Source organism: Pseudomonas lijiangensis (assembly GCF_018968705.1).
Lineage (GTDB): Bacteria > Pseudomonadota > Gammaproteobacteria > Pseudomonadales > Pseudomonadaceae > Aquipseudomonas > Aquipseudomonas lijiangensis.
On record NZ_CP076668.1, the window covers coordinates 3,506,585 to 3,521,399 of the forward strand.

At 58.9% G+C, this 14,815-nt stretch carries 14 protein-coding genes and 3 pseudogenes; 7 read left to right on the forward strand and 10 right to left on the reverse strand.

Annotated elements, in window-relative coordinates; translation table 11 throughout:
• Positions 1–36 precede the first annotated feature (36 nt).
• The 8 genes from KQP88_RS14435 to KQP88_RS14470 all read right to left on the reverse strand — a co-directional run bounded on the left by KQP88_RS14435 (position 37) and on the right by KQP88_RS14470 (position 6,258).
• Positions 37–1,089, reverse strand: a complete 1,053-nt coding sequence (locus tag KQP88_RS14435; RefSeq protein ID WP_198725193.1) for an AI-2E family transporter — start codon at positions 1,087–1,089, stop codon at positions 37–39.
• 46 nt (positions 1,090–1,135) lie between these two features.
• On the reverse strand, positions 1,136–1,954 hold the full coding sequence (locus KQP88_RS14440) for a DUF4892 domain-containing protein (protein ID WP_200985903.1): 819 nt from the start codon (positions 1,952–1,954) through the stop codon (positions 1,136–1,138).
• Positions 1,955–2,093: 139 nt separating this feature from the next.
• Positions 2,094–2,948 carry an alpha/beta fold hydrolase gene (locus KQP88_RS14445; protein ID WP_216703427.1) on the reverse strand — a complete coding sequence of 285 codons (855 nt, stop codon included), beginning with the start codon at positions 2,946–2,948 and terminating at the stop codon, positions 2,094–2,096.
• The gene (locus tag KQP88_RS14450) at positions 2,945–3,754 is read right to left on the reverse strand and encodes an alpha/beta fold hydrolase (protein WP_200985901.1); all 810 of its coding nucleotides are present in this window, start codon (positions 3,752–3,754) and stop codon (positions 2,945–2,947) included. The genes KQP88_RS14445 and KQP88_RS14450 overlap by 4 nt, the downstream gene beginning before the upstream one ends.
• A gap of 121 nt (positions 3,755–3,875) precedes the next feature.
• A complete protein-coding gene (locus tag KQP88_RS14455) occupies positions 3,876–4,319 on the reverse strand; it encodes a hotdog fold thioesterase (RefSeq protein ID WP_117164274.1) in 444 nt (147 codons plus the stop codon).
• Between the two features lie 91 nt (positions 4,320–4,410).
• Positions 4,411–4,866, reverse strand: coding sequence for a phosphohistidine phosphatase SixA (sixA, locus tag KQP88_RS14460; RefSeq protein WP_200985900.1), 456 nt, complete (start codon positions 4,864–4,866; stop codon positions 4,411–4,413).
• Positions 4,863–5,207 carry a DUF4389 domain-containing protein gene (locus KQP88_RS14465; protein WP_216703428.1) on the reverse strand — a complete coding sequence of 115 codons (345 nt, stop codon included), beginning with the start codon at positions 5,205–5,207 and terminating at the stop codon, positions 4,863–4,865. The genes sixA and KQP88_RS14465 overlap by 4 nt, the downstream gene beginning before the upstream one ends.
• A gap of 25 nt (positions 5,208–5,232) precedes the next feature.
• Complete coding sequence (locus KQP88_RS14470; protein WP_216703429.1) at positions 5,233–6,258, reverse strand: NAD(P)H-dependent glycerol-3-phosphate dehydrogenase; 1,026 nt, start codon at positions 6,256–6,258, stop codon at positions 5,233–5,235.
• A 305-nt stretch (positions 6,259–6,563) separates the two neighbouring features.
• Between KQP88_RS14470 and KQP88_RS25620 the strand changes: the two are divergent.
• From KQP88_RS25620 to KQP88_RS14490, 5 genes and pseudogenes are all read left to right on the forward strand, one after another.
• Positions 6,564–6,872 (forward strand): annotated as a pseudogene (locus KQP88_RS25620) (hybrid sensor histidine kinase/response regulator); the annotation flags it as partial.
• A 93-nt stretch (positions 6,873–6,965) separates the two neighbouring features.
• Positions 6,966–8,462: pseudogene (locus KQP88_RS14475) on the forward strand (ATP-binding protein); the annotation flags it as partial.
• Between the two features lie 225 nt (positions 8,463–8,687).
• Entirely contained in the window at positions 8,688–9,203 is a 516-nt protein-coding gene (fabA, locus tag KQP88_RS14480) for a 3-hydroxyacyl-[acyl-carrier-protein] dehydratase FabA (RefSeq protein WP_198725204.1), read from the forward strand.
• A 10-nt stretch (positions 9,204–9,213) separates the two neighbouring features.
• Positions 9,214–10,434 (forward strand): beta-ketoacyl-ACP synthase I, encoded by a 1,221-nt coding sequence (gene fabB, locus KQP88_RS14485; RefSeq protein ID WP_216703430.1) that lies wholly within the window; start codon positions 9,214–9,216, stop codon positions 10,432–10,434.
• A 99-nt stretch (positions 10,435–10,533) separates the two neighbouring features.
• Positions 10,534–11,388, forward strand: a pseudogene (locus KQP88_RS14490) (pirin family protein).
• 65 nt (positions 11,389–11,453) lie between these two features.
• On the opposite strand, the gene KQP88_RS14495 reads toward KQP88_RS14490, so the two are convergent.
• A complete protein-coding gene (locus KQP88_RS14495; RefSeq protein ID WP_216703431.1) occupies positions 11,454–12,182 on the reverse strand; it encodes a dienelactone hydrolase family protein in 729 nt (242 codons plus the stop codon).
• An 82-nt stretch (positions 12,183–12,264) separates the two neighbouring features.
• Positions 12,265–14,172 (reverse strand): molecular chaperone HtpG, encoded by a 1,908-nt coding sequence (gene htpG, locus KQP88_RS14500; protein ID WP_216703432.1) that lies wholly within the window; start codon positions 14,170–14,172, stop codon positions 12,265–12,267.
• Here htpG and KQP88_RS14505 point away from each other — a divergent pair.
• Positions 14,171–14,425 (forward strand): hypothetical protein, encoded by a 255-nt coding sequence (locus KQP88_RS14505; protein WP_216703433.1) that lies wholly within the window; start codon positions 14,171–14,173, stop codon positions 14,423–14,425. The two genes, htpG and KQP88_RS14505, sit on opposite strands and share 2 nt — an antisense overlap.
• Before the next feature lie 103 nt (positions 14,426–14,528).
• On the forward strand, positions 14,529–14,786 hold the full coding sequence (locus tag KQP88_RS14510) for a hypothetical protein (protein WP_200995080.1): 258 nt from the start codon (positions 14,529–14,531) through the stop codon (positions 14,784–14,786).
• Positions 14,787–14,815 lie beyond the last annotated feature (29 nt).

The window sequence follows — 14,815 nt, forward strand, 5'->3', positions numbered from 1 at the left end:
AGACCGCCGCTGACCAGTGTCATGCGGCGGGATCTTTTAGCGGTGATTCTTGATGATTCGCTCGCCTGCGACCCAGTCGGTCAACAGGCTGTAGGCAACCGCCAGTAGCGTCGGCCCGATGAACAGGCCGATAAAACCGAAGGCCAGCAAACCACCAAATACTCCCAGTAGCACGATCACCAACGGCAGGTTGCCGCCACGGCTGATCAGGTATGGCTTGAGCACGTTGTCCACGCCACTGATGATGAAGGTGCCCCACAGCCCCATGAACACCGCCATGCCATATTCGCCCTGCCAGACCAGCCAGGCGGTGGCCGGGATCCAGACCAGTGGCGGCCCCATGGGAATCAGGCTGAACAGGAAGGTCAGGATGCCCAGCACCAGAGCACCGGGAATGCCTGCGATCAGGAAGCCGATCAGAGCCAGAATCGCCTGGGCTGCCGCGGTGCCGATCACGCCATTGACCACGCGCTGTACGGTAGCGGCCACCAGATCCAGATAATACTGGGCCCGGTCACCGATCAGGCGCTCAAGCAGGCTGAGCACGAAGGCTGCCAGCCTTGGACCGTCGCGATAGAAGAAGAACGCGAACACGATGCTCAGGGTCAGTTCGAGAATGCCGCCTCCGATCTGTGCGCTGCGGGCCAGCAGCCAGTTGCCGACCTCCCCCAGATAAGGTCTGGCAGCAGTAATCAACGCCGCGCCTTGCTGATCGATGGTGTTCCACATACCGACCAGCCGCTCGCCCACCAGCGGAATCCCCGCCAGCCAGGCCGGAGGATCGGGCAGCCCGTCGACCTGAACATCCTTGATGAACGCCGTTGCGTCCCGCACATGATCGGCGAGGTTGAACCCCAGCCACACCAGTGGCGCGGCCACCAGCAGCAGCCAGCACAGACTCATCACCAGAGCGGCCAGCGATTCGCGGCCCTTGAACCAGTGAGTCAGCAAACGCATCAGCGGCCAGCTGGCAAACGCCAGCACAGCCCCCCAGACCAGTGCCGACCAGAACGGGGCCATTACCCAGAGACAGGCACCCAATAGCACCAACAACAGGATCTGCACCAGCAGGCGGTCGTTATTGAACATGGAGGACACCTATGAGAATAAGAACAGCAAACGTCTTGGACAGAGCCTAGCGGATGACCTCTATGACAAGTCCTGCCTTATCGACACTGCCCGTCTCCAATCGTGCCGTGCGCACGCCCTTGGCAACCAGGGCTTCGCGCCATGCATCGGCATGGGTGCCCGAAACCGTGGCACGCAAGGTGCTGTCCAGATTCAGGCCACGGGACAGTAGAGTCACCCAGCGCTCCTCGGGCTCGCCACCAAGCCGTGGCAGATCCAGCCTGCCGGTGCTTCTGAGCTGGCGCAGCAAGGTGGCGGACGTCGGCAGCAATTCGCCCAGAGGTGCGGCGGCCGTGAATTGCTCGACATGCAGGTAAGCGCGGCGATTGCCGCGAGTGATGCCGTACAGGGCCACCAGGGTTTCGCTGTCAGGCTCGGCCAGTCTCAGCAGCAGATAGGCTTGCCGGTCATCGGCGCCGTAAAGCCTGGAATTGCCGAACACATCATTGGCCCACAGGCTGCTTTCGCCGCAATCCCGGGCCTGACACCAGAACAACAGCTCGGCGCCCTTCTGCTGCAAGGCTTCGCGAGCAGCCGTAAAGGCTTCATCGGACGTGTGTTCGACAGGCAACTGGTAGGTCACCGAGGTAAGACTGCCACGGGTGTTGACCTGACCGTCAAAACGCAACTGACCGCTGATCTTGCGGATCGACCCCATCGGGTAGACACGTTCCAGTTCGGCAGCAGGCCGGTAATCGACTATTTCCGCGTCAGCCAGACGCGGCACGATGCTCAGATCGTGGCTGTCCGGTACATCCGCGGCAGACACCAGAGTGCTGAACAGTGAAGCTCCCAGCATGACAAATGGAGCACGGGATAAACGCATGGGTGCTCTCATCGACTTGCAAGGGATGAAATGGAATGGACAACGTCACCACTGAGGCGAATATACAAGGCAATAGGTTGGTCCATCATGACTGACTCCTGTTTCGATCCTTGCAGCGTCGACAGTTGCCTGTTGCAAGTCAAGGCGCAGCGAAGAAGCGATTGAAACAGTCTGCAACAGAGCACGCGCCCTCTTCGTCATTCAAGTGCAGATGATGCCCGCCAGGCAAGCTCTTGACCTGAAATGGCAGCCCTGACAACAGCTCCCGATTCCTGGCCAGCATTCCGTCTTCAGCCATTACCAATTGTGTCGGACACTTGATGCCAGCGACAAAGTTCATGGCCTGCTGGTGACTGAAGCGCATGGCCGAGGGTAAGGTCAGGCGACTGTCGCTGCGCCAGGTGTAACCGCCGGGCACCGGCATCAGCCCACGCTGGGCCAGCAATTGCGCCGCTTCACGACTGACGGCCACCATGCCTTTCATACGCACTTCCACTGCGCGGTCCTGATCCGGGTACACCGGCTTTTGCTTGCCGGGCAAGGCCAGTTGCGCCTCGATGGCCATGCGCATGCGATTCACTGCCTCGTCCGCTTCGCCGGTCAGCGGCAACAACCCGTCGATCAGGGCCAGACGCTGCACTCGTTCAGGCATCGAAGCCGCCAGAATCACCGAAATGATTGCCCCCAGCGAATGCCCCAGCAGGGAAAAGCGCTGCCAGCCCAATTGCTCCGCCACCTGCAGCACATCAAACACATAGTCAGCCAGATTGTAGCTCGCCCCTGCCGGACGGTGATCGGAGTGACCATGGCCTGCCAGATCAAGCGCCACGATGCGCAGGCCTTCAAAGCGCGGAGCCAGCCGGGCAAAGCTGTTGGCGTTATCGAGCCAGCCGTGCAAGGCGATCACCGGCTGCCCGTCTTCAGGGCCGAACAGATGAGCGGCCAGTTCGATATGCCCCAGACTCAGGCGAACTTCTTCTACTGCATGGCTCATGGGCCCTTAACCTCAATACGTCGGGCGTCCCAACGGGTAAACAATGACTTGAGCATCTGCGCTGTTTCGGTGGGCCGCTCCAGGGGAAACATGTGCCCGCCCGGCATCGACAGGTATTCACCGTCCCGCAGACGCCTGGCCTGATAACCATGATGGGGCAATACCACCCGGCTGTGCTTGCCGCGCACCATGGCCAACGGCACGCTGAGTTGTCGCGACGGCTTGGGGCTGGTGTGCGGAATACTGCGATAGATGCTGATTTCCGTGGCCGCATCGAAACGCAGTCGCAACTGTTCGCCATCGGCTTGCAGGCCATGCTGCAGATAGGCATCGAAACAGTCCGGATCGAAACGGCGGAACAGCGTCTTGCTGGCGAAATAATCACGGGCTGCTTCAGCATTGCTGAAGGCTTCGCGGCGCCCCAGGGTGCGACCTGCGGGTGTGATGCGGTCGATGAAACCGAAACGCTTGGCGGCGCGAATCATCCATTGATCCACCAGGCTCAGGACCGGCGAATCGAGCATCACCACGCCTCGATACAACTCGGGGCAGCGCAATGCCGCATGAAAGTGCAGCACACCCCCCAGTGAATGACCGACACCCCAGACTGGCGCCGGTTGTTCGCGCAAGTGATGGATCAGTTCATCCACCAGATTCAGCCAGTTGTCATCGACCGGGAAACGCGGGTCGTGGGCATGCTGTTCGAGATGGGCAACCGAGTACTCCGGTGCCAGCGCGGAGAACAACTTGCCGTAAGTCGCCGACGGAAAACCGTTGGCGTGAGCAAAGAAGATATGTTGCGACATGCCGACGCACTCGATGGCCGAATCTGTGACGATTGTGCGCACCCCGTTGGTGCTACGGCAACGATTGGAAGTGCCATCGAAGGTGACACTCCGGCCATAAAGTTGGCCGGAGTGTCGGCATTCAACGTGCAGGCGGCTCCTGCCCGTGAGGAACGACCGCAACGGTCAGGCGGGAGATGCAGCACGGCTTGCCCTCCTCGTTGCTGATGCGGATATCCCAGACATGGGTCGTGCGACCGAGATGAACAGGACGCACTACGCCCGTTACACGGCCACTTCGTACGCCACGCAGGTGGTTGGCGTTGACCTCCAGCCCCACGCAAAAGAACTTGCTGCTGTCGACCACCAGAAAACTGGCCATGGACCCAAGGGATTCCGCCAGCACCACCGACGCCCCGCCATGCAGCAGGCCGAAAGGCTGATGGGTACGCTGGTCAACCACCATGCTGCCGGTCAGGGAATCTTCGGTAAACGAGTCGAGGCGAATATCCAGCACTTCGCCAATGGTGTTCTTCTGGCCTGCATTGAGGCTTTCGAGATTGGGAGTTTCACGCCATATGGTCATGCCTGATCCTTTTTTTATGGAGGGTGGGAGCGGATTTATCCGCGAAACGGGCTGTTCGCGAATAAATTCGCTCCTACATTGCATCCGTGATTCAAACGTGACGAACACTCAGCAGCGTCATCCCTCCAGCCGTTGCAAACTCGCCTTCGAGTTCGGCGAGGCTGGCGGTGCTCATGGGCTGGGCGTGCTGATAGCTGCCCTGCTCCAGCAGACCGATCAAGGCGCCAACCAGAGGCTGGTGACTGACCAGCAGGATGTCGTCGACAGCCTGAAGGTCAAGATGACTCAGGACCTGACGGGGATCGCTGTCGGGCGTCAGCCAGGGCACGGTCACGATCGGCTCGCTGAAACCCAGCGCATGACGAACCAGTTCGGCAGTCTGTTGCGCCCGCACGTAAGGGCTGGCCACGATTCGTTGCAGCGGCTTGCCTTGCAGATGCGCAGCGCTCTTGAGTACCTCTTCGCGGCCATGGGCCGTCAGCTCACGCTCGGCATCGCTGCGCGCCCGGGATTGCGCCTCTCCATGGCGCAGTACCCAGACCTTCACAGTTTTGGCTCTTCATCGCGCACCGGATGCGGTGCAGGATCGACGCGATGCGCAGCCTCGCCATCCGGAGCACGCGGCGTCGGCCAGTCGGCGAATGGCCAGGGCTTCTGGTCGCTGTGAAAAGTCCCGAAACGGCCGATCTGCGCCAGAAACTGGCTCAGGCTGTCACCGAAGTTCATCAGGCTGCCACTGGGTGCGCCATAAATCAGGCGATAGACCAACTGCACCACCACAACACCTGCCAGGACAATCTCCGCGACCTGCCAGGCGATGACGAACAGCAGCATCCACAGAATGCGCAACAGGATCGACTCGTTCTTCTGGATTCTGGATTCGTTCAAGCTCTTCTCCCTGATGAAATGGAATTCAGTTGAAACCCGTGGTGGAAATAAAATCGACGTCCGTCTTGGGCTCTGCGCGCATCAGCGCTTCGATGACCTGATTGAGCGTACGACCTTCAAAAAGAATTGCATGCAGGCCCGCGACCAACGGCATATAGACCTGAACCTGCTGCGCCTTCACCTTGAGCACCTTGAGGGTGTTCACGCCTTCGGCCACTTCGCCCAGTCGGCTCACCGCTTCGTCCAGGGTCAAACCCTGACCCAGAGCGAAACCCACCTGATAGTTGCGGCTCTTGGGCGAGGAACAGGTCACGATCAGGTCGCCGACACCGGCCAGCCCCAGAAACGTCATGGGGTTGGCACCCTGACTGACCGCAAAACGGGTCATTTCGGCCAGTGCGCGGGTAATCAGCATGCTCTTGGTGTTTTCCCCCATATCCAGCGCCACGGCCATGCCCGCAATGATTGCGTAGACATTCTTCAAGGCGCCGCCCAGTTCCACGCCAAAACGGTCGTTACTGGCATAGACACGAAAGGTACGACCATGCAACGCCGCCTGAACCCGCTGACACAGCTCTTCATCTTCGCTGGCGACTACTGTCGCAGTCAGCGCACCCTCGGCGATTTCCCGGGCCAGGTTGGGACCGGACAACACACCGATGCGGGCATCGGGAACGATTTCTTCAAGGATCTGGCTCATCAGCTTGAACGTCTGGGCCTCGATGCCCTTGGTCAGGCTCACCAGCATCTTGCCCTTCAAACGCTCGACATGGGGCGCCAGCACGGTACGCAAGGCACTTGAAGGCAGTGCGACGAAAATCAGCTCGCACGCTTCGAGGGTTGCAGTGAGATCGGTGACAGGCTCGACTTCAGGCCTGACCTTGATGCCCTTCAGGTAACGGGGGTTTTCACGGTTGTCGCGAATCGCTTGGGCCTGCTCCGGGTCGCGCATCCATTGACGCACCTGATGACCGTTCTGTGCCAACAGGTTTGCAATGGCAGTGCCGAAGCTGCCGCCACCAAGAACCGCTACAGGTTGCTGTGTGGTCATAAACCAATCCATCCAGGGCCATTCAACTGGCGATGACGCATTATACGGAGCGCTGACGCATCGGCCAGCGGCAAACGTTTTCAGAAACACCATCAGTCATTGACCTGAGCACATTGAAGTCACACAAGTTCCATGGAAATCGCTGCCATCTCGGTTAACATGCGCCGATGCAGCATGGATTATCATGGCAAACGGCTTTTATGCTGTGCCGATGCAAATGCTATGACCCGAACCACAGAGCGCAGAAGCATGGACGCCACACTCCACTTCCTGGATTGCCACACGGCCCAGAAGGCACGCAGCCAATGAAACTGCGTCACTGGGACATCAACACCCGCACCCAGATCATCAGCCTGGGCCCTGCACTGATCCTGACGTTCCTGCTGGTCAGCTTCTTTACCTTCGTGCGCATTCAGGACCTGCGTCAGGAACTCAATCATATCGGGCAACTGATCGCCAACCAGCTGGCACCTGCATCGGAAACCGGGGTCATTCTCGGGGATCTCGAAACCCTCAAGAGCCTGATGCGTGCAACCCTGTCCATGCCCAATGTCCGCTATGTGGAAATTCAGGACAGCAACAACAACGTGCTGATCTACATCGAGCAGCCACACCAGAGCGCCAACCACTCCCTGCAGACGGAAACCTTCCAGGCGCCCATCCACTCGCAACATGCGAGCGTGAACCACAATATTGCGACCTCGGAAAGCTATCTGGGTCGAGTGCTGGTGGGCATGTCCAGCGAGGCGTTCAGCCAGCGCCAGCAGGAGATCCTGCTCAAGGCCGGCATCCTGGCGCTGTTCGCTCTTCTGTTTACCTTTCTACTGGCCAGACGCCTGGCCCTGAGCCTGTCGCAACCGATCAGCGACATGGGGGAAGCCCTCAAGGCGATTCAACAGGGCGACTACCACACGCCTCTGCCCGTCAGTGACGATGCCGAGCTGGGCGCGCTGGCCAGACATATCAACAATCTGGCGTCGAATCTGGACAAGGCCAGTACCGAGCAACAACGCTCCATGGCCCAGTTGATCCAGACCCGGGAAGAAGCCGAACAGGCCAACCGGGCCAAATCCGACTTTCTGGCGATGATGAGCCATGAACTGCGCACCCCCATGAATGGCGTGCTGGGCATGCTGCAATTGATGGAAACCACCCGCATGACCGATGAGCAGGCCGAATATTCGGCGCTGGCCACCGAGTCAACAGAACATCTGCTGCGGGTCATCAATGACATCCTCGACTTCTCCCGTATCGAACGCGATGCCCTGCAGATCGAAGGCATCACCTTCAACCTCGCCGAGCTGGTCAACGCTTCGATCCAGGCCTTCGTCCATAGTGCGCAGCAACGCAACCTGCTGCTTGAGCGGCAGATACAGCCAGGCCTGGAGTCGCTGAATGTCGTGGGCGATCCCACCCGGATCCGACAGATTCTGGTCAATCTGATTGGCAACGCCCTGAAATTCACCGAAGTCGGCAGCGTGCGCATTGAAGTGAGCTGGGAAAACCTGGGCAACGATCAGGTGCGCTTCATATGCACCGTGCGCGACAGCGGGATCGGCATTCATGCGGATCGGCTGGAATCCATGTTCGATGCCTTCAAGCAGGCCGACAGCTCCATTTCCCGGCGCTATGGCGGCACCGGACTGGGCCTGCCGATTGCCCGCACACTTGCCGAGCGCATGGGCGGAACCCTGCAGGCACAGAGCGAAGAAGGCACAGGATCAATCTTCACTCTGCAGATTCCGTTGCCGCTGTGCAACACGACGGCCATTGCCAAGGCGCAACCACTGCCGGGTATCGACTCCAGCAACAAGGAGCGCTGTGTATTGCTGGTGGAGGACAACCCGGTCAATCGCACCGTGGTCACGGCCATGCTGCACAACATGGGCTGCAAGGTGGATGTCGCGCTCGACGGCGCACAGGCCGTCATCAAGGCCGCCGCAGGAAATTACGCGCTGATTCTCATGGATTGCCGACTGCCGGTCATGGATGGTTATGAAGCGACCCGCAGGATCCGGCAACTTTCGGGGCTCGGCGAGTTGCCGATCATCGCTCTGACGGCTAATGTCCTGCAGGGTGATCGTGACGCCTGTTTACAGGCGGGCATGAACGACTATCTGGCAAAACCCTTCAAACACGCTGATTTACAGCAGGTTTTACAACGTTGGCTATCCTTTCGAGCGGCTGCGACTGGCGATAAATGATAAATTGCGGCAGTCTTGTGGATCGAACCGCCCAATGATATCGGTCGGATGACGTATTTCAGTGCACAGGTGTACTTTGATTTTCCCTTGCGCTGTGACTTTCACTTCAACGCAACAGTCTATGAGTAGGCTGCCGGACAGAGTCCTGGCGAATTAGTCCGCCAGGACTGGCGATAGGGCCAGTGGCGCCCCATCTTGCCGCACAAAGATTATTGAGGAGCTCGCATGACCAAACAACACGCCTTTACCCGGGAAGACCTGCTGCGCTGCAGTCGCGGCGAGCTGTTCGGACCAGGTAACGCGCAACTGCCCGCCCCCAACATGCTGATGGTTGATCGCATCACCCACATCAGCGAGGAAGGCGGCAAGTACGGCAAAGGTGAATTGGTCGCCGAGCTGGATATCAATCCAGACCTGTGGTTCTTCGCCTGTCACTTCGAAGGCGACCCGGTCATGCCAGGCTGCCTGGGCCTCGATGCCATGTGGCAGCTGGTTGGTTTCTTCCTGGGCTGGCAGGGTCTGCCAGGCCGTGGCCGCGCACTGGGCTCGGGCGAAGTGAAGTTCTTCGGCCAGGTCCTGCCGACCGCCAAGAAAGTCACCTATAACATTCAGATCAAGCGCGTCCTCAAAGGCAAGCTGAACCTGGCCATCGCCGATGGTTCGGTCACTGTCGACGGTCGCGAGATCTACACCGCCGAAGGCCTGCGGGTCGGCGTCTTCACTTCCACTGAAAACTTCTAAGGGTAATCGCATGCGCCGCGTCGTTATCACTGGTCTGGGCATTGTTTCCTGCTTGGGCAATGACAAAGAGACCGTCACCGCCAACCTGCGTGCCAACCGCCCTGGCATCCGGTTCAATCCGGAATATGCCGAAATGGGTCTGCGCAGCCAGGTTTCCGGCTCCATCGACCTCAACCTCGAAGAACTGATTGATCGCAAGATCTACCGTTTCGTCGGCCACGCGGCAGCTTATGCCTACCTGGCGATGAAAGACGCCATTGCCGACTCCGGCCTGAGCGAAGATCAGGTTTCCAACGTACGTACCGGCCTGATCGCCGGCAGCGGCGGCGCCTCCACTCTGAACCAGATGGAAGCCCTGGATACCCTGCGCGAAAAAGGCGTCAAGCGCGTCGGTCCATACCGCGTCACCCGGACCATGGGCAGCACCGTTTCCGCGTGCCTGGCCACTCCGTTCAAGATCAAGGGCGTGAACTACTCCATCTCGTCCGCCTGCGCCACCAGCGCCCACTGCATCGGTAACGCAGTCGAGCAGATCCAGCTGGGCAAGCAGGACATCGTTTTTGCTGGCGGCGGTGAAGAAGAGCACTGGACCCAGTCGTTCCTGTTCGACGCCATGGGCGCTCTGTCCACCCAGTACAACGAAACCCCGGAAAAAGCCTCCCGCGCCTACGACGCCAAGCGTGACGGTTTCGTCATTGCCGGCGGTGGCGGCATGGTCGTTGTCGAAGAGCTGGAACACGCTCTGGCACGTGGCGCCAAGATCTACGCTGAAATCGTTGGCTACGGCGCGACTTCCGATGGCTACGACATGGTTGCTCCGAGCGGCGAAGGCGCCATCCGCTGCATGCAGATGGCCCTGTCCACCGTTGACGGCAAGATCGACTACCTCAACACCCACGGCACCTCGACTCCGGTCGGCGATGCCAAGGAAATGGAAGGTGTTCGTGAAGTCTTCGGCACCGACGCTCCAGCCATCAGCTCGACCAAGAGCCTGTCCGGTCACTCCCTGGGTGCTGCCGGTGTACACGAGACGATCTACTGCCTGCTGATGATGGAAAACAACTTCATCGCCGGTTCCGCGAACATCGACGAGCTGGACCCGGTTGTCGCCGACATGCCGATCCTGCTCAAGACTCGCGAAGATGCCAAGCTTGATCTGGTCATGAGCAACAGCTTCGGCTTTGGTGGCACCAACGCTACGCTGGTCTTGAAGCGCTGGCAGGGCAAGTAATACGCCCATCGCCACGTGATAGAGAAGGCGCCTTTCGAGGCGCCTTTTTCATGTCTGCGATATGCTTGGGCATTGCCCCGATCAGCAGAGACAAGCCCCATGCTCACCATCAAGCCACGTGCCGAAGACGTGGAAGGCCAACCGATCCTGCGCCCCCTGCCCTCCGCCGGATGCAGAAGCGTCGGCCCCTTCGTATTTTTCGATCACATGCTGGAAACCGAGTACGCGCCCGGCAGCGGCATGGATATTCGCCAGCATCCGCATATCGGCCTGTCGACCCTGACCTATCTGCTTGAAGGCCAGCTACAGCACAAGGACAGCCTGGGCAGCGACCAGTTGGTCGGCCCTGGGGATGTCAGCTGGATGACCTCCGGCAGCGCCATCGCCCATATCGAACGCACACCCTCCTCCCTGATGGCCAGCGGCTCGCGCCTGCATGGCCTACAGGTCTGGCTCGCATCGCCCAGGGAACATGAACAGGGAAAGGGTCATTATGGCTATTACCCGGCGCAGAGCCTGCCATGCAGCGAGACGGCAGGAATCAGCATCCGCATGATCGCAGGCAACGGCTTCTGCCTGACCTCGCCTGTAGCCGTGCTGTCACCCACCCTGTACGCCGAACTGCATCTACAGAACGCCACGACCCTGCTGATCCCCACCGAACATGAAGAGCGGGCGCTTTACGTGCTGGAAGGCGAAGCATCACTGGACGGCGAGCCTGTCACACCCCGAAGCCTCGTGGTGCTGGACACAGGCCAGGAAGTAAACCTGTGCGCAGAGAGCGACTGTCATGCAGTACTGATCGGAGGCGCACCACTGGATGGGCCACGGCGCATGAACTAGAATTTCGTGGCCAGCGACAAGGCCTTGATAGAACAGGCAAAAGCTCGTTGGGCAAGCGGAGACTGGCCGACGGTGCCGGGGGAAGTGGGCAGGATTGAACTGCCTGGATGAGATTCGCGACTGAAGTCGCTCCTACACTGTGGGAGCGACTTCAGTCGCGAAAAACCATGTACGGCTTAACCGAACACTTCACCCAGCAGGTTATGCATGGTGGTGAACGCACGCTTCGAGACTTTGGCGTCGTACATCATCATGCCCGGCACATTGGCGTGCGGGTCTGTGAACGAGTGGAAGGCGCCGCCGTAGCTGTGCAACTGCCAATCCACACCTGCTGCATTCATTTCTTCCTCGAACGCTGGCAATTGCTCTTTGGGCACCAACGGATCGGAAGCGCCGTGCAGGACCAGCACCGCACCCTTGATGTTGTTCGCATCGGCAGGGTTCGGAGTGTCCAGGGTGCCGTGGAAAGAGATGGCCGCTTTCAGTTCTGCACCGGTACGCGCCAGCTCAAGGGAGCAGCAGCCACCGAAACAGAAGCCGAAGGTTGCGATCCGGCTCTTATCCAGCGAGACATCGCCCTGGGCCAGCAACTGGTCGAGAGCGACCTGCATGCGCTTGCGCAGCAAGGCGCGGTCATTCTTGAGGGGGGTCATGGCGGCGCCCGCCTCGTCATTGTTGGACGGACGAATGCTCTGGCCATACAGGTCGGCCAGCAATACGACGTACCCCTGTTCGGCAACCGACCTGGCGATGGTTTCAGCGCCCTGGCTGACGCCCATCCAGTTGGGTGCCATCAATAATCCCGGACGCGCAGAGGTTGCAGCCGCGTCGTATACCAGACGGCTTTCATAAGGCTGGCCATCGATCTGATAAACCACGGAACGGACAGTAATAGTGCTGCTCATTGCTGACTCCTGCTCATTAAGGGGAAGTGATAAACCGTAAAATCAGAAAACCCGCCGAAGCGGGTTTTCTTTCAACCGGTGATCAAACCGACAGTTCGACCAGCAACTTGTTCAGACGGCGCACGTAGGCAGCCGGATCTTTCAAGCTGTCGCCAGCGGCCAGGGCCGCCTGATCGAACAGGATGTGCGACAGATCGCCGAAACGCTCTTCGCTCTGCTCTTGATCGAGCTTGCCGATCAGAGGGTGAGACGGGTTGAATTCGAAGATCGGCTTGGAATCCGGGACCTTCTGGCCGCTGGCTTCCAGGATCTGACGCATTTGCAGACCCAGGTCCTGCTCGCCGATGGCCAGAATCGCCGGGGAGTCGGTCAGGCGATGGGAAACCCGGACTTCGCTCACGGACTCGCCCAAGGCAGTCTTGAGACGCTCGATCAAGCCTTCCTTCTCTTTGGCGATCTCTTCCTGAGCCTTCTTGTCCTCTTCGGAATCAAGTTTGCCCAGATCCAGGTCGCCACGCGCGACATCGACAAAACCCTTGCCATCGAAATCGCTCAGGTAGCTCATCAGCCACTCGTCGATACGGTCGGTCAGCAACAGCACTTCGATGCCTTTCTTGCGGAAGACTTCCAGGTGCGGGCTGTTCTTGACCTGAGCGTAGGACTCACCGGTGAGGTAGTAGATCTTGTCCTGACCTTCCTTGGCGCGAGCCAGGTATTCGGACAGGGAAACGCTCTGCTCGCCGCTGTCGTCGCCAGTGGAAGCGAAACGCAGCAGGCCGGCGATTTTTTCCTTGTTGGCGAAGTCTTCAGCCGGGCCTTCTTTCAGCACCTGACCAAAGTTCTTCCAGAAGCCCTTGTACTTCTCGGGCTCGCTCTTGGCCAGTTTCTCCAGCATGTCCAGCACACGCTTGGTCAGCGCGGACTTCATCGAATCGATGATCGGATCTTTCTGCAGGATTTCACGGGAAACGTTCAGCGACAGGTCATTGGAGTCGACCACGCCCTTGATGAAGCGCAGGTACAGGGGCAGGAAGGACTCGGCCTGATCCATGACGAATACGCGCTGCACATACAACTTCAGGCCGCGAGGCGCTTCACGCTGGTACAGATCGAACGGAGCACGCGCCGGGACGTACAGCAGCGAGGTGTATTCCAGCTTGCCTTCGACCTTGTTGTGGCTCCAGCTCAGCGGGTTCTCGTAGTCGTGAGCAACGTGCTTGTAGAACTCCTGGTATTCCTCATCCTTCACATCAGTGCGGGAACGGGTCCACAGTGCGCTGGCACGGTTGACGGTTTCCCACTCCAGCTCAGGAGCCTCTTCGCCTTCTGCAGCCGGAGCCTGCTCTTTGGGCAGCTCGATCGGCAAGGCGATGTGGTCGGAATACTTCTTGATGATGTTGCGCAGACGGTAGCCATCAGCGAACTCGTCTTCACCGTTTTTGAGGTGCAGAACGATACGGGTACCGCGCTCGGCCTTCTCGATGGTAGCGACTTCAAACTCGCCCTCACCTTTGGAAGACCAGTGCACGCCTTCGCTGGCCGGCACACCGGCACGGCGGCTGAATACTTCGACCTGATCGGCGACGATGAATGCCGAGTAGAAACCTACGCCGAACTGACCGATCAGGTGCGAATCCTTCTTCTGGTCGCCCGACAGGTTTTTCATGAAATCTGCGGTACCGGATTTGGCGATGGTACCCAGGTGGGTAATCACATCGTCACGGCTCATACCGATGCCGTTGTCTTCGAGTGTGACGGTCTTGGCGTCCTTGTCGAAGGTCACGCGAATCTTCAGCTCAGAGCCGCCTTCCAGCAACTCCGGGCGGGACAGGGCTTCGAAACGCAGCTTGTCGACCGCGTCGGAGGCGTTGGAGATCAATTCGCGAAGGAAGATTTCCTTGTTTGAATACAGCGAATGGATCATGAGGTGCAGCAGTTGCTTTACCTCGGTCTGGAAGCCCAGGGTTTCCTTTTGAGTTTCCACACTCATGGTCATCAAACTCCAAGTGGATGATATAAGCCGCCACATCCGGGCCAAGGCCTGCGTGGCAGCGGGTAGTCATCAAAGTGGGGGCTGGAGGCAGGATTTCAAGAGCGCAAAAACATCAACGGCAATTCTTCTCTACAAAGACGTCCTTGCAAAAGCCTCGATGCAAGGTGTGGGCAAACGAACGTTTCACTGGCAAGACAGCCACACCCTGGAATTCAATCCCGGCTCGTCGACAATAAATTCATGTCTGTAAGGGCAAAGAAACAGGCGTATTGGATATTCCGATAATCCGTCGGAACTTAACTTACACGCCCGTGCTCTGAGGCAAGTAGTTAATCAATAAGGAGAAATACCCCATGCGTAAATCTTTAGCCTATGCCTTGATGCTTTCTGCCACCCTGGGTCTTGCCGCCTGCGACAAAAAATCCGAAAACACTCAGCAAGAAGCCAACAAGGCAGCTCAACAATCCCAGGAGTCGATGGAGAAGGCTCAGGAAAAAGTGAATGATGCGGCCAAGGAAAGCCAGGAAGCTGCCCAGAAGAATGCGGAAGCCGCACAACAGCGCGCCGCAGAAGCTCCTGCCCAGGCGCCAGAGACAGCACCAGCCAAATAAGGCACGCCCGAGGGTCTCCAATAGAAACA

Excerpts from the sequence above, each read along its gene's own strand:
- KQP88_RS14440 (WP_200985903.1), bottom strand. The coding sequence starts at position 1,954 with ATGCGTTTATCCCGTGCTCCATTTGTCATGCTGGGAGCTTCACTGTTC.
- KQP88_RS14455 (WP_117164274.1), bottom strand. The coding sequence starts at position 4,319 with ATGACCATATGGCGTGAAACTCCCAATCTCGAAAGCCTCAATGCAGGC.
- KQP88_RS14445 (WP_216703427.1), bottom strand. The coding sequence starts at position 2,948 with ATGAGCCATGCAGTAGAAGAAGTTCGCCTGAGTCTGGGGCATATCGAA.
- htpG (WP_216703432.1), bottom strand. The coding sequence starts at position 14,172 with ATGAGTGTGGAAACTCAAAAGGAAACCCTGGGCTTCCAGACCGAGGTA.
- KQP88_RS14510 (WP_200995080.1), top strand. The coding sequence starts at position 14,529 with ATGCGTAAATCTTTAGCCTATGCCTTGATGCTTTCTGCCACCCTGGGT.
- fabA (WP_198725204.1), top strand. The coding sequence starts at position 8,688 with ATGACCAAACAACACGCCTTTACCCGGGAAGACCTGCTGCGCTGCAGT.
- KQP88_RS14505 (WP_216703433.1), top strand. The coding sequence starts at position 14,171 with ATGGTCATCAAACTCCAAGTGGATGATATAAGCCGCCACATCCGGGCC.
- fabB (WP_216703430.1), top strand. The coding sequence starts at position 9,214 with ATGCGCCGCGTCGTTATCACTGGTCTGGGCATTGTTTCCTGCTTGGGC.
- KQP88_RS14450 (WP_200985901.1), bottom strand. The coding sequence starts at position 3,754 with ATGTCGCAACATATCTTCTTTGCTCACGCCAACGGTTTTCCGTCGGCG.
- KQP88_RS14435 (WP_198725193.1), bottom strand. The coding sequence starts at position 1,089 with ATGTTCAATAACGACCGCCTGCTGGTGCAGATCCTGTTGTTGGTGCTA.
- KQP88_RS14470 (WP_216703429.1), bottom strand. The coding sequence starts at position 6,258 with ATGACCACACAGCAACCTGTAGCGGTTCTTGGTGGCGGCAGCTTCGGC.
- KQP88_RS14495 (WP_216703431.1), bottom strand. The coding sequence starts at position 12,182 with ATGAGCAGCACTATTACTGTCCGTTCCGTGGTTTATCAGATCGATGGC.